Below are 12,896 nucleotides of genomic sequence, written 5' to 3'. Positions count from 1 at the left end.
CTCTCTCCTTGTACCTGACCCTCTATTCCCCCGAAAACATTTTACTCATACCCAGGGTACTAAACACCAACTTCTCCCCGTCAACCGCTCCAGTTTGTAGCTAAACTATAAGCCGCGGGGAACCGGTACCCCCGTTGCCCACACCCGGAAACGTGGTCAGCTGAGAACCACCCGCTCACCCCGCTCCGGGAAAATCACCCGGCACCTGCTCATAAAGCGGCGGAAGAAATCCGGGCTTTCCGTATGTACCGGGATAACTATTTCCGGCCGGACCGTCGCGATCAGTTCTTCAAGCCCCGGCCCGTGGATGTGGCCGCTGGCGTGCAGCCCTGACCTTTCACGGTCGCGGCCCAGGGAACCGTAAAGTGTAAAGCCGAAATGATTAATCCAGTTCCCCACCCGCTGGTGGTCAAGAAGCATCTCTTCGTCGAAAGCCTCGCTCGAAGAGTAAATGTAGGTGCCACCCCGGGGGTTAATATCGAGCAGGGCGTGAAAATCGTAATACGAAAAACACAAAAGATAATTTCCCTGAGCACGCGCCACCGCCGCCGCCCCTACCATCCGGTCCGGCGCCGCCGCTGCGAAACGTTCCACCAGCACCTTTTCCCATCCCCGGAGGGTAACCCGCGGCTTCACGAAAAGACAAAGGCGGTGGTCACTAAAGGGACTAGGTACCCCCGGCTCCCCTGTCGCGTGCAGCGCTGCTAGAAGATAGACATCCTTAAGCGTGAGCACCAACTGCCGGCCCGTTTCCGCGCCGACCCGAAGAAAAGAGAGAAGCCGCTCCACATTGCGCGGCCCAAAATCCGCCACCACCAGACCCTTTGCTCGCCGCACAATGGCGAGCGCATTGGCGCAAACCTCTTCCTCCGTAACCGGTTCCGTAGTTGCCGGGTGCGTACCCTCGCAGATGAGTACCACCGGCCGTAGCGCCGCAGCCTCAACCATAAAGCGGCGCGTGAGCGCTCCCCGGCAGCCGTGCAAGCGTAAATCGCCCGTATAAATCACCCAGCCCGCCGCCGTCTTCACCCCGAACGCGCCCGCTCCGGGAATCGAGTGGTCCACCGGCCAAAAGCGCACCCGGAAAGGCCCGTACTCTTCCTCCTCATTGCAGAAGGTAAGCGGCCGGCAGGCAAGTGCCCGCGAGCCGTCGCACTGTGCCCAGAAGTCCCCTACCGCCGGCACCGCCCCTCCCGCCCCGAAAACGAAGTAGGGCCGCTGCACAAAAGGGGCGTTGCGGTAAGAGACGGCCTTCAGTACCCCGCCGGCGAACTCCCGCGGTGTCGCGTAACAGATCTCCTGCAACCTGTTTCCGCCCCCCGTGTCCTGCAGCGCCTTACAGATCACAGCGCCTGTGAGGCTCGTCACCACCGGGATGTCCGTCCGTAGGTAGGAAATATGGCCGCAGTGATCAAAATGCGCGTGCGAGAGCAGGACCCCTAAAACCTCCACCTGGCGGTAGAGAGGGTGGTCCGCGTACCGCTCCCAGACACCAGGATACTCCAAGTCCGGCCGGTAGAGGCCGCGCAGCGGGGGCAAAATCTCAAGCGATAGAAGGTCCGCGAAACCGAAGCTGCTCCGGGGCCCGAGGAACTCGTCGAAGTACATCCCTTCGGCCTTGAAGTTGGTACCGAAATCAAATAGCAGCGCGGCACCGTTCTCCTCCAGCAGAATCTTGTTCCCGCCGATGCAGCCCACGCCGTCGTAGAAGGTTAAAGCGGTCACCATCCTCTTTTAACCCCCGGCGCAAAACTCTCCTTGCACCCTCCAGCGCCCCTCACTTACGGCGCAACGCCTGGCAGCAAAGAGAGCTCCCGACAGCCACCCCGACCGCACTTACTACTAACGCCAGCGGACCGCACGAACCCGTGCGGGTAAACCACATAGTAAGACCAAGCACCAGACTGAAAAGCGCCGGCACCAAGAAAAAAAGCCCGGTAACCAGGAGGCTCCAGCGTACAAGACCTCCCATCAGCTCACCAGGCCGCGGCAGCCGTCGCCATCCCCGTCCCGCCTGCCACGCCTGGCTCACCGGGTCGTAGATGGTTCGGTTGGGCTCAAGATCGCTCCCGCACCCGCGGCAGACCCCACTGCTCCCGTCCGCCGGAGTGCCGCAGTAAGGACGAACAACTCGTCCTCCCCCGCCGCACCGGCAAGGCAGCTTCACCTTATCCACCGCAAATCTCCCGCATGAAGAATAGAATTTGCCCGTCTAAAAGAGGCAGCTGCCAGCCGCTACCGCCGCTCTTCTACCGGGTTTTCATAATAGAAATTCGCCATTTATTTAATAAATCCCTGTCAAAATTCCTGTCATTGCCGTACGTTTTCCTACGTCGGGTGCACTAAAAAAGGCCGCTTAGCGTGGCCCCTTCGGTAAGTTTTCGCCTTTAACACTCAAGTCCGTTTTCGCGGTGCAGGCTGCAAAACTCCCCCCAACTTGGTAAGGCTACAGATCTTACTCTTCCCCTCGGCGGTCACATCAACGAGCCCTAAGGCGTAAAAAGCTGCATCACGACGTGGTCGAGTACCGCCCGCTTGACCCGCGCCATCAGGGAGAGTTCCTCCTTGTTCATTCGGCCGCCGTTACTAAGCGTTCGGAGTACCCGCCAAGCTTCTTCCGGAAGGCGGTTATCCACGTAGAGAAAGTACTCTGCCAGTGGCGCCGCTAAAGTAAGCATTTTAACTTCTTAACCCCCTCTACCCCAAAATTTTAAGGACTTTGACAATATTATGCTCCGTTCCGCCTTCGTTAATAACTTAAACAATGAACTCTTTAAAAATTTTACCGGGAATTCTCGCGGGGCGGGGCCTCCATTTCGTCAGGCAGTAAACAGTAGCGGCATTCCTCACATACGGCGTTGCAGGGGTCAGTGGAAATAAGAACGTAAGTCCTGGGAAGACGTTCGTTGATAGCTTTAGTTATCCGCCGGACTAAAGCGCTTCCTTCGGCCACCGTAGCGTCATAGGGGAGGACAAGGTGAAGATCAACGTGCCGCTCAGCACCCGCACGCCGGCTCCGGAGGTTATGGTAATTCACATACTCCCCCTTAAAGCCTTCAAGAACCTCCCGGATTATCGCTTCTTCCTCCTCCGGAAGCCGGACGTCAAGAAAGCTCTGGAGCGAGTCCCGCAACAGGAGATATGCCGTCCGGAAAAGCAAGCAGGTAACCACAATCCCGATAAGCGGGTCGAAAAGCGTGATCTTCGTCAGGCGGATCAGGACAAGACCGGCAAAGACGCCCGCAGAGGAGTAAACATCAGTTAAAAGGTGTAGCCCGTCGGCCAAAAGCGCCGCGGAGCCCGTTTGCCGGGCGAGGCGGATAAGGTACCGGGAGAGAAAGAAGTTGGCTACCGCAGATAAAGCCATCACCACGATGCCGGCATCAAGATAAGTAATGGCGCGCGGGGAGAAGAGGCGCCGCAAGCTCTCCACGAGAATCAGGGTAGCCACTAAAAGGATAAAACTGGCCTCGATGACGGCCGCCAAGTTTTCAAACTTGCCGTGGCCGAACCGGTGGCGCTCATCAGGCGGCACCTGAGCAGCTTTCAAGGAAAAATAGGTTACCAGCGCTGCCAGCAGGTCCATTCCGGAATGCGCCGCCTCAGAAAGAACACCGACCGAACCCGTAACCGCACCGGCCCCGAGCTTGAAAACAAGAATGGTGAGGCTCGTAGCCACCGAGAAACGGGCTGCTCTTAACTTTTCACCGGTCATCAACACCGCCCCGTTTTTATTAACCCTGCATTACATTATCGAACAAAATTTTGTACGTGACGACTCATATTTTAAAAATTTTGGGTTACACTAAAAGCAACAGGGTTCGTAATGGCCGAGCTAAGATTGCTACCGTGTCGAAACAGTCGGCGCGGTAGCAGTCGATCAAAGGTTGATACCGGGTCGCAAGGCTCGGTATCAACCGGCGAGCAGATCTGCAGGTTTCCTGTACGTACGGCTCGGCAGCGGTCCTAAGGATCGCTGCCGGGTTTCCAAGGAGGTCTGTGGGTCGAGCCAAGATTGATGCCCGTGCCGGTAATAAATGGGTTACCGGCAGCCGAGAGGCTGCCGGTAGCTCGAAAAGTACCTGCATCAGTCGGGCAAAGGTTATCCTGGGTTCTATACGCGGGTTCCGGGTAGTCGAAAGGCTACCCGGGGCTCCTGACGGATGCAGGATAGCCGGAGCGCAGGCCATTACGGGCTCTTTTAAATTAAGAAGCTCCTCCTTCACGGAGGGGCTTCTTATTCGATAATAATGATGCAGATAAGACCACCGGAGCCGTCATTTACAATGCGTTGCAGTGTCTCCTGCAATTTGGCCTTGGGCATTTTCGGGCATCCGGTGGAGTTTGTTCTGGATGCCTTCGCGCACCAGATCGTGAAGCGACTTACCGAAGATTTCCGACTCCCAAATCTTTTTCGGGTTCTCCTCAAACTCATTGAGGATGTAGCGCACCAACTCCTCACACTGCTTCTCCGTCCCGATAATTGGCGTAATTTCGGTAGTAATGTCGGCCCGGATGATGTGGAGTGACGGGGCGCTCGCCTTAAGCCGCACGCCGAACCGGTTTTCCTGGCGGATAAGTTCTGGTTCCTCGAGGTTCATCTCGTCTAGCCGCGGCGTCACCACCCCATAACCGGTCTCCTTTACCTCGCGAATGGCGTCGGCAAACTTATCGTACTCCCGCTTGGCAACGCTCAGCTCCCGCATCAGGCGAAGGATATCTTGGTCGCTGCCTACCGTAAAACCGCTGATCTCGGAAAGAACCTGGTGGAAGAGCCCCTCCGCAGCCGTCAGGGTGATATAGGCCACACCTGTGCCGAGATCGGTTTCCCGTTCCACCACCGCGTCGATAAAGTCGTGCTCCTTCAGTTTCATAGCGACTTCTTTAATATCCCGGACGCGGCGGACATCCTTGATGGCCTCCCGAACCGCGTTCTCAAACTTCTGGCGCAACCAGTGCTCCGTACCGAGTTTCGTCCACCCACGGCGGCAGCGTGATATTCACTTCGCTGACAGGAAACTCGTATAAAACCTCTTCAAGGATATTAAAAATATCGCTCTGGGTCATCCCTTCAACGTCCACCGGGAGGACCGGCACATCATACTTCCGCGTCAGTTCAACCGCGAGCTGAGAGGTTTCCAGGGCGTGGGGTTGAGTGCTGTTCAAAATAACGACAAAAGGCTTGTTTAAATCTTTAAGCTCCTGAATTACCCTCTCTTCGGCCTCCACGTAACCTTCCCGCGGAATGTCCGTAATGGTGCTGTCGGTAGTCATCACGATCCCAATCGTCGAATGATCCTGAATCACCTTCCGCGTACCAACCTCCGCCGCTTCGTCGAAGGGAATGGGTTCGTCAAACCACGGCGTCGTTACCAGCCGCGGGAGTTCATCCTCCTCGTAGCCGAGCGCTCCCTCCACCCGGTAACCCACGCAGTCCACCAGCCGGACCCGGAACTTTATCCCGTTCAAGGCGATCTCTACCGCCTCGTTGGGGACAAACTTGGGCTCGGTGGTCATCACCGTCCGGCCGGTACCACTCTGCGGCAGCTCATCCCTTGCCCGTTCACGGTCGTAAACATTTTTAATATTCGGGATAACTAAAAGCTCCATGAAACGCTTGATGAAGGTCGATTTGCCCGTCCGCACCCCGCCCACAACACCGATATAGATGTCGCCGCCCGTTCGTTTGTTGATATCCCGGAAAAGCTTTTCCATGACCAACTCCCTCCCTGATCCTCGGTTCTCATTTTTTCCAGTCAACGCTATGACCATTTATATTCCTGGTAGAAAGATTTATTCCGGTAAGCCAAAAAATTTTCCCATCTTCTGGCCACGTCACCCAACCCATGGCTGCCTCTGGGAAGAACCGGAAGCTATCATTTCCGTTACGGCCAAACTTAACTAACCATATGCAACACGGGAAGAAAAGATGCTCCGGGGCGAAACTAACCTGGGCGCTTAAACAAGCGAAAAGTAGCTGGTCGAATAACGCAAATTGTAATTTATAATGGCAGAAAAAAGGAGGGAAATGATGGTCCGCTATAACGATCTCTGGATGGCTTTAGGGCTCGACCTCGACACCCACGAGAAGCTTCTTAAGGCGCTGCCTCCTACTTATTACGAGGTCTATTTCAAGCAGGAGAACCGTCCGCGGGGAATGGAATACTTTGATTTCGTCATTAACGAAATCCCCGGGCTGCGCATCAAGGAACTCCAGGAATTCCGCCAGGCAGGCGGAAAGGTGGTCGGAACCTTCTGCCTCTACGTTCCCGAAGAATTAATTTTAGCCGCCGGTGGCGTTTTTGTGGGGCTTTGCGCCGGTATTGAAGTCGGCACCGCGCGGGCGGAAAGCGTCCTTCCCCGTAACATTTGCCCGCTGATCAAGTCCTTTATGGGTTTCAAACTCCAGGTGGAGAAAGACCTGCGCAACCTCAACCTTCCCGTGTTAAAAATTGAAACCGACTACAGCGAACACAACGCCGGACAACTCCGGACGCGCATCGAGGCGTTTATCGAAATGCTCACAGACGGCGTCAACACCCGTGCCGACTGAAGCTCATCACGCGTCTTGTCAGGGCCTCCTTGCGAGGGGGGCCCGCTTCATTTTCCAGCCTTACCATCAGAGGTATCCGGACAGACCGTCCAGGTAGCCTTAATTCGGCAGACCTCTTCGATTTCGTGCGTCCGCGCGCGGCCCATTAGGTTACGGGCCGCTTCGAGCGGCGAAAGGTTTTCAAAAAGGACGCGGTAGGTTTCGGTAGTTATCGGCATCGTAACGTTAAGCTCCCGAGCCAACGTATAGGCTGCCCGGGTTGTGCGGACCCCTTCAACCACCATGCCCACCGCCGCTAGTGCTGCGTCAAGCGTTTTGCCACGGCCGATTTCGATGCCGGCCCGGCGGTTACGGCTGTGCATACTCATGCAGGTGACGACCAGATCCCCGAGGCCCGTCAGTCCCGCAAAGGTGAGGGGATTAGCACCGAGGCGGACGCCAAGCCGGGTGATTTCGGCCAGACCCCGCGTGATGAGCGCCGCCTTGGCGTTATCGCCGAAGCCGATGCCCTCGCAGATGCCGGTACCAAGCGCGATGATATTCTTAAGCGCCCCGCCGAGTTCCACACCTACAAGATCGTCGTTAGTGTAAACCCGAAAGAAAGGTCCCACGAAAAGCTCCTGGACAAATTCCGCCGTTTGGTGACGCGGCGCCGCAGCAACCACCGCCGTCGGTTGGTTGCGCCCTACTTCTTCGGCGTGGCTGGGGCCGGAAAGCACCGCGTAACGGGCCAGCGCCTCCCTCCCCGCTTCGGCACCGTAAACTTCGGAAAGCCGGAGTAGCGTCCCCTCTTCGAGCCCTTTAGCCACGTTAACTACCCAGGCTGACGCCGGAATTAAGGGTAGGGCTGCCTGCAGGACCTTCCGGAAGGCGTGGGAAGGAACGGCGAAGACAACCACGGCTGCCCCCGCCAGCGCATCCCGCAAGGAATCCGTCGGGTCAACCCCCTTCGGGAAGAAAACACCCGGGAGGTACCGCCGGTTCTCCCGCTCCCGTATGAGGGCGGCCACATGCTCCGGACGCCGCGCCCAGAGGGAAACCGCATGCCCTTTCCGGGCGAGAAGGCAGCTGAGGGCCGTTCCCCAGCCTCCCCCACCGAGCACTGCTACGCGCAAGGGACTCACTCCCCTGACGGTTTAGTTTTTGCTCAAGACTTTCGCGCCGCCGCGACCGCGTTTTCGAAGACGAACCGCCCGTCAGGATAACTGCTTCTCAGCCGCCGCCAGTTCGGGTGGTGGTACGGCAGGATATTACGCTCGGGGTGGGGCATCAGGCCCATTATTCGGCCCGTCGGGTCCGTAATTCCGGCAATCGCACCCAAAGACCCGTTCGGGTTGTACGGGTACTGCTGGGTCGGCCGGCCCGTTTCGTCAACGTACCGGAAAACGACCAGTCCCTGCCGCTCGATCTTGTCGAGCGTTGCCGGGTCGGTAAAGAATTTCCCTTCCCCATGCGCCGCCTGAAACGTGACCACCCAACCTGCCGCCCCCCGGGTGAAAACGCACGGGCTCTCCTCCACCCGCAGCCGCACCCACCGGCATTCAAATCGGGCGCTATCGTTCACCATGAGGGTTGCCCGGATAGACCCCACCTCTCCGAAAGGAAGCAATCCAGTACGCACCAGCACCTGAAAACCGTTGCAGATACCTAAAATCAGGCCGCCCGCCGCAACAAAGCTCTCGATCTCCTCCCGGAGGAAGGAGGTGAGCTCGACCGCAAGGATCTTCCCTGAGTGGACATCGTCGCCGTAAGAAAAACCCCCGGGAATGACGAGGACCCGGTAGTCGCTGAGCTTTTCCTTGCCCGCCCGAAGCTGGTTGATGTGGACAAGGCGCGGTGCCCCGCCCGCGGCCTCGAAAGCGTAAGCGGTCTCCACGTCACAGTTTGTCCCGTCGGTCCGCAGCACCATTACGGGAGGCCTCACGCCCCAAACACCTCCTTCATCGGACGGCAGTAGGCGGCCCGGAGCCGCTCAAGGGGCACCGCAAAGAGCGGTCGGCCGCTCTGGAGCACCCGCAACTCCGGTTCCGCGAGCGTCCGTCCGAGCACCCGACAGGGAAGACCGGCAAACAGAAGCGCCGGGTCGGCCGCCGGTTCCAGCTCAACCACGAAGCAGCCCGCCGTCTCGTTGAACAGAAAGAAGTCAGGCCGGAGCGCCGCGGGGATTTCGATCGCCGCCCCCAACTCCCCGCCAAAGCACATCTCCGCCAGTGCCGCAAGAAGACCCCCTTCGCTTATGTCGTGGCAGGCGCACACCATACCGGCACCAATCGCCCGGTGCAGGGCGCCCAAAGTCTCCCGCAGGCGTGCCAGATTAATCCGGGGGAGGTTTTTCCCTAACACCTTGTGCAGGTCGTAGTAAACCGAACCGCCCATCTCTTCTTCACGTCGCTCCCCGACGAGAACGAGGAGGCTGCCCGGTTTTTTGAGGTCCGCGGAGACGGTCTTGCCTACGTCCGGAACGCGGCCGAAAACGGAGACGCAGAGAACCGGTGGAATGTGGATAACCGTGCCCCGCCCGCGGTAGGTACTGGAAAGGCTGTCTTTCCCCGAAATGAAGGGCAGGCCGAGCGCCACGCTAAAATCAACACAGGCGTCCACCGCACGGTCAAGCTGCGCTAAAAACTCTCCCTCCGGTACCGGCCAGATAAAGTTATCGATCAGGACGAGTTCCTCCGGGTTGGCCCCCACGGCTACGGCGTTGGCCACCGCCTCCGTTGCTGCCCAGAGGCCGCCCCAGTACGGGTCAATCCGGTTGAGCACCGGGTTGAGCCCGTGAGCAATAATCATCCCGTAAGGTTTCCCCAATAACGGCGCCAGAACCACCGCATCATTCGGCCCATCCCCCCGTACGCCCCCGTAAGGCGGTAGGGCGTTCGTCCCCTGAACGCCGTGATCGTAAACCCGAACGATCGGCTCTTTGGAGCAAACATTGAGGTGTGCAAGGACGCGGCAACAAGTCTCTTCCCAATCCTGCGGGAGTGGGATATCCGGTTCGCTAAGCACGGGTTCCCGGTAACTGCAGGTAAGAAGCCGCTGGGGCAGGCCGTGGTGGAGGAAATCCATCGTCAGGTCCAGAACCTTTTCGTCACCGTAGTAAGCCTCGAAGCGCCCGGTAGCGGTAAACTCCCCAAGCACCGTAGCTTCCACATTATGTTCGCGGCAAATTTCGAAGAAGCGTGGTAAATTCTCCGGTGCCACCGCTGCGACCATCCGCTCCTGGCTCTCCGAAAGGAGGATTTCCCAGGGAGCCAGGCCTGAGTATTTTAAAGGCGCGCGGTCGAGATAGATGCGGGCTCCCGTTTCCGCCCCCATCTCCCCTACCGCCGAGGCGAAGCCCCCCGCGCCACAGTCGGTGATAGCGCGGATCAGTCCCTCGTCCCGCGCGACGAGGAGCGCGTCCGCCATCCTTTTTTCCTCGATCGGGTGGCCAATCTGAACCGCCTGGGCGTTGACGCTCTGCGTCCGGTCGGTCATCGCCGCACTCGAAAAGGTCGCGCCGTGAATGCCGTCCCGCCCCGTCCGGCCGCCGACCACTACAACCGCGTCGCCCGGCACCGGCCGGCCTTTTTTCGCCTGGGCGGCAGGAATAAGCCCGTAAGCGCCAACGATTACTGTCGGTTTGGCCCGGAAGTCGGGGTGAAAGTGAACCGACCCGTTGTTCGTAGGGATACCCATCCGGTTGCCGTAATCGCGCACGCCGGCAACCACGCGCCGCAGCAGGTAATGGGGGTGCAGGCACCCCGGCGGTACCGCCGGTGTGTCGGGCGGCGCAAAGCAGAAGATATCGGTCGAAGCGATCACCTTCGCCCCCTGACCCGTACCCATAATATCACGGAAAACGCCGCCAGAACCGGTCGCCGCGCCGCCGTAAGGCTCGATAGCCGAAGGCGCATTGTGCGTCTCCACCTTGCCACAGAGCGCCCAGCCCTCGTAAAAGGCCATAACGCCTGAATTATCGACAAAGGCTGAAAGGACCAGATCCTCCCGTGCCACTCTGGCCGTCGCTTCTTTCAGGCGGGTAAGAAAAGGCTTTTTCTCCACCCCGTCAACGATGATCCGGGCCTTAAAGGTTTTATGGACACAGTGTTCCGACCAGGTCTGCGCCAGAACCTCCACCTCGGCGTCGGTTGGGTCCCGTCCGAGCTCCCGAAAGTGTTGCTGGATAAGCCGCATCTCCTCAAGGTTGAGAAAGAGGCGGTCCCGGGAGAGCGCCATTAACTCCTCATCCGTCATCTCCCTAATAGGAATTATTTCCGTCCGCCCCGGCTCCCCACCCAAGAGCAACGTCTTGGGCTTCTCGGTCACCACATGCTGAATCGTCTCGTTAACCAGCAGGCGCCGCAGGATCAGCTCTAACTCTTCGTCGCCCAGTCCCCCGTAAAAGGCGTATTCCATACTCGAATCGGCAGCGCGGAGCCCCGCAATTCCCAGGTCTGCCGCCGCTTTCAAGAGCGAACCCGCTTCGGGATTCATCACCCCCGGCCGGTAAGCCACCTCCACGAGCCGGTCAGCGTCAGTTACGAGAGGGGCATTGAGCCGGTACTCCTGGAAGACCCTCTCGCACAAAAGTCGTTCCGCCAGCAAGCGGGCTGCCTCCGCGCTGATCCCCTCGAAACGGTAAACCTTTACCGTGCGAACCCGGCTCACCGACTGGATACCTAGGGCATGGCGAATCTCATAGAGAATCTCCTCCCCGCGGGAATCCTTAAGCTCAGGTAAAAAACCAACACGAACCTCCTGGAGCATCGCCGCCTCCTTAAAAAACCTATTTAAAAAGAGCGATTTTCAGCTATTAGGATATACCTTTTCTACAGGAACTCCGCTCAACCCTGCCACAATTACGCGCACCTACGCCAAAATTGTGCCGCCACCTACCACCAGGTCGTCTCGGTAAAAAACGGCCGCCTGCCCTGGAGTTATAGCCCGCTCCGGCACCGCAAACTTCACCCGCACCCGGTCCTCGCCAGCAGGCTCGATCACCGCCCGCTTTTCCCGGGCCCCATGCCGCACCTTTACCGTCACCGGCAGGCTTCCCGCCAGCGCGGGAAACGGGATAAGGTTCACGTCGCCAACCAGGCATTCGTCCCGGTAAAGAAACTCCTCCGGCCCTACAATAAGCGCATTACGCGCAGGGTCAAGGGCGAGAACGTAAAGCGGGTAGCCTGCCGTCACGCCCAAACCCCCGCGTTGCCCTACCGTATAGTAGGGGAGCCCCCGGTGCTGGCCGATTACGTTCCCCTGTAAATCAACGATGGGACCAGGGCACGGCTCGCCGGCCACCTGGCGCAGAAGCCTCCGGTAATCACCCTCCGGGATAAAGCAAATCTCCTGGCTCTCCCGGGCCGCAACGCGCAGGCCACGCGCCCGGACAAGCGCCCGCGCCTCCTCCTTGGTTTTTGTACCAAGAGGGAAGAGAAGGTAGCGGAGCTGTTCTTGGGTAAGCGCATAGAGAAAATAGCTCTGGTCCTTTTTCCGGTCTACGCCCCGGGCCAGCAGATACCGCCCCGTCTCGACATCCCGCCAGATACGGGCGTAGTGTCCCGTGGCAAAAAATTCCGCACCTAGTTCAACTGCCCGGTGGAGCAGTAGGCCGAACTTCACCCGCGGGTTACAAGTAACGCACGGGTTAGGAGTCCGCCCCGATAAGTAGGCCGCCACAAAAGGCTCAATCACCGCCGCCTTGAATTCTGCCTGCAGGTCGAAGAGGTAATGCTTAATCCCGAGCGCCGCCGCTACCGTCGCTGCCTCCGTCATACGGGACTCCGTCACCTGCATCGTCACGCCGAAAACGGTATGGCCTTCCTCCTGGAGGAGGATGGCCGCCGCAGCGCTATCCACGCCGCTGCTTAAAGCCACCGCCACCCGCGCCAAGAAGCTTTATCCCCCCTGCTTTTCTCCCCCGCAGCCGCCTCACCGCCCCGTCCAGAACAGCAACAAACCACTTCACCGCAGCAACCGTTGTGCCCCGGCCCAACATCACCCGGACCAGGCATCAGGTGGTGCCTAATAGCAGTTACCGCAGAATCCCCAAGTCAAAAGAGAAAAACCCCGCGCGTGCCGTGAACCCCCAAAGTTTCCATGAACCCGTCTCGCAACAGGTGGGTGCCCTCCCGACCGCTTTTCGCTTCCTCCCGACGGGGGCCTGCGAGCCACGGCCGGAGCCCGGGCTCCCTATGTGTTGGTGTTGGCTCAGAACTTCAAGATGCTCACGGTCACCGCAGGGTACCTTTTGCTGCCTATATCTTATCATATCCCGCCACCCCACCGCAATAATAAAAGAGCCAGCCACCCTCTATCACGAAAGAATTACGCAAACCCCTCCTCGAACGGCAACCCGAAG

At 58.8% G+C, this 12,896-nt stretch carries 9 protein-coding genes, 1 other RNA gene and 1 pseudogene; 1 reads left to right on the top strand and 10 read right to left on the bottom strand.

Translation table 11 applies throughout. The features are described from left to right. Window positions 1-156 precede the first annotated feature (156 nt). From ACUVTA_RS05945 to spoIVA, 5 genes and pseudogenes are all read right to left on the bottom strand, one after another. On the bottom strand, window positions 157-1,728 hold the full coding sequence (locus ACUVTA_RS05945) for an exonuclease (RefSeq protein ID WP_445952050.1): 1,572 nt from the start codon (window positions 1,726-1,728) through the stop codon (window positions 157-159). A 49-nt stretch (window positions 1,729-1,777) separates the two neighbouring features. Beyond that, on the bottom strand, window positions 1,778-2,176 hold the full coding sequence (locus ACUVTA_RS05940) for a hypothetical protein (protein ID WP_445952049.1): 399 nt from the start codon (window positions 2,174-2,176) through the stop codon (window positions 1,778-1,780). A gap of 313 nt (window positions 2,177-2,489) precedes the next feature. Next, a complete protein-coding gene (locus ACUVTA_RS05935; RefSeq protein WP_445952048.1) occupies window positions 2,490-2,678 on the bottom strand; it encodes a hypothetical protein in 189 nt (62 codons plus the stop codon). A gap of 104 nt (window positions 2,679-2,782) precedes the next feature. After that, on the bottom strand, window positions 2,783-3,715 hold the full coding sequence (locus ACUVTA_RS05930) for a cation diffusion facilitator family transporter (protein ID WP_445952047.1): 933 nt from the start codon (window positions 3,713-3,715) through the stop codon (window positions 2,783-2,785). A gap of 522 nt (window positions 3,716-4,237) precedes the next feature. After that, a pseudogene (gene spoIVA / locus ACUVTA_RS05925) lies at window positions 4,238-5,715 on the bottom strand (stage IV sporulation protein A). Between the two features lie 292 nt (window positions 5,716-6,007). On the opposite strand from spoIVA, the gene ACUVTA_RS05920 reads away from it, so the two are divergent. Continuing rightward, the gene (locus ACUVTA_RS05920) at window positions 6,008-6,553 is read left to right on the top strand and encodes a 2-hydroxyacyl-CoA dehydratase (protein ID WP_445952046.1); all 546 of its coding nucleotides are present in this window, start codon (window positions 6,008-6,010) and stop codon (window positions 6,551-6,553) included. A 47-nt stretch (window positions 6,554-6,600) separates the two neighbouring features. On the opposite strand, the gene ACUVTA_RS05915 is transcribed toward ACUVTA_RS05920, so the two are convergent. From ACUVTA_RS05915 to ssrS, 5 genes are all read right to left on the bottom strand, one after another. Next, window positions 6,601-7,668, bottom strand: coding sequence for an NAD(P)H-dependent glycerol-3-phosphate dehydrogenase (locus tag ACUVTA_RS05915; RefSeq protein WP_445952045.1), 1,068 nt, complete (start codon window positions 7,666-7,668; stop codon window positions 6,601-6,603). A 32-nt stretch (window positions 7,669-7,700) separates the two neighbouring features. Then, window positions 7,701-8,477, bottom strand: coding sequence for a phosphoribosylformylglycinamidine synthase I (gene purQ, locus ACUVTA_RS05910; RefSeq protein ID WP_445952044.1), 777 nt, complete (start codon window positions 8,475-8,477; stop codon window positions 7,701-7,703). Continuing rightward, entirely contained in the window at window positions 8,474-11,302 is a 2,829-nt protein-coding gene (purL, locus tag ACUVTA_RS05905) for a phosphoribosylformylglycinamidine synthase subunit PurL (protein ID WP_445952043.1), read from the bottom strand. Before purL ends, purQ begins: the two co-directional genes overlap by 4 nt. Before the next feature lie 102 nt (window positions 11,303-11,404). Beyond that, window positions 11,405-12,418, bottom strand: a complete 1,014-nt coding sequence (gene mnmA / locus ACUVTA_RS05900) for a tRNA 2-thiouridine(34) synthase MnmA (protein ID WP_445952051.1) — start codon at window positions 12,416-12,418, stop codon at window positions 11,405-11,407. A gap of 179 nt (window positions 12,419-12,597) precedes the next feature. Next, window positions 12,598-12,783: non-coding RNA, 6S RNA (ssrS, locus tag ACUVTA_RS05895), on the bottom strand. Window positions 12,784-12,896 lie beyond the last annotated feature (113 nt).

The organism is Thermodesulfitimonas sp. (assembly GCF_052743955.1).
Note: the sequence above shows the minus strand (reverse complement) of the source record. Positions and strands in the feature narration are given on the sequence as shown.

Bases quoted from the DNA above. Each gene is read 5' to 3' on its own strand.
- ACUVTA_RS05930 (WP_445952047.1), bottom strand. From the start codon at position 3,715: ATGACCGGTGAAAAGTTAAGAGCAGCCCGTTTCTCGGTGGCTACGAGC.
- purL (WP_445952043.1), bottom strand. From the start codon at position 11,302: ATGCTCCAGGAGGTTCGTGTTGGTTTTTTACCTGAGCTTAAGGATTCC.
- ACUVTA_RS05935 (WP_445952048.1), bottom strand. From the start codon at position 2,678: ATGCTTACTTTAGCGGCGCCACTGGCAGAGTACTTTCTCTACGTGGAT.
- ACUVTA_RS05945 (WP_445952050.1), bottom strand. From the start codon at position 1,728: ATGGTGACCGCTTTAACCTTCTACGACGGCGTGGGCTGCATCGGCGGG.
- ACUVTA_RS05920 (WP_445952046.1), top strand. From the start codon at position 6,008: ATGGCAGAAAAAAGGAGGGAAATGATGGTCCGCTATAACGATCTCTGG.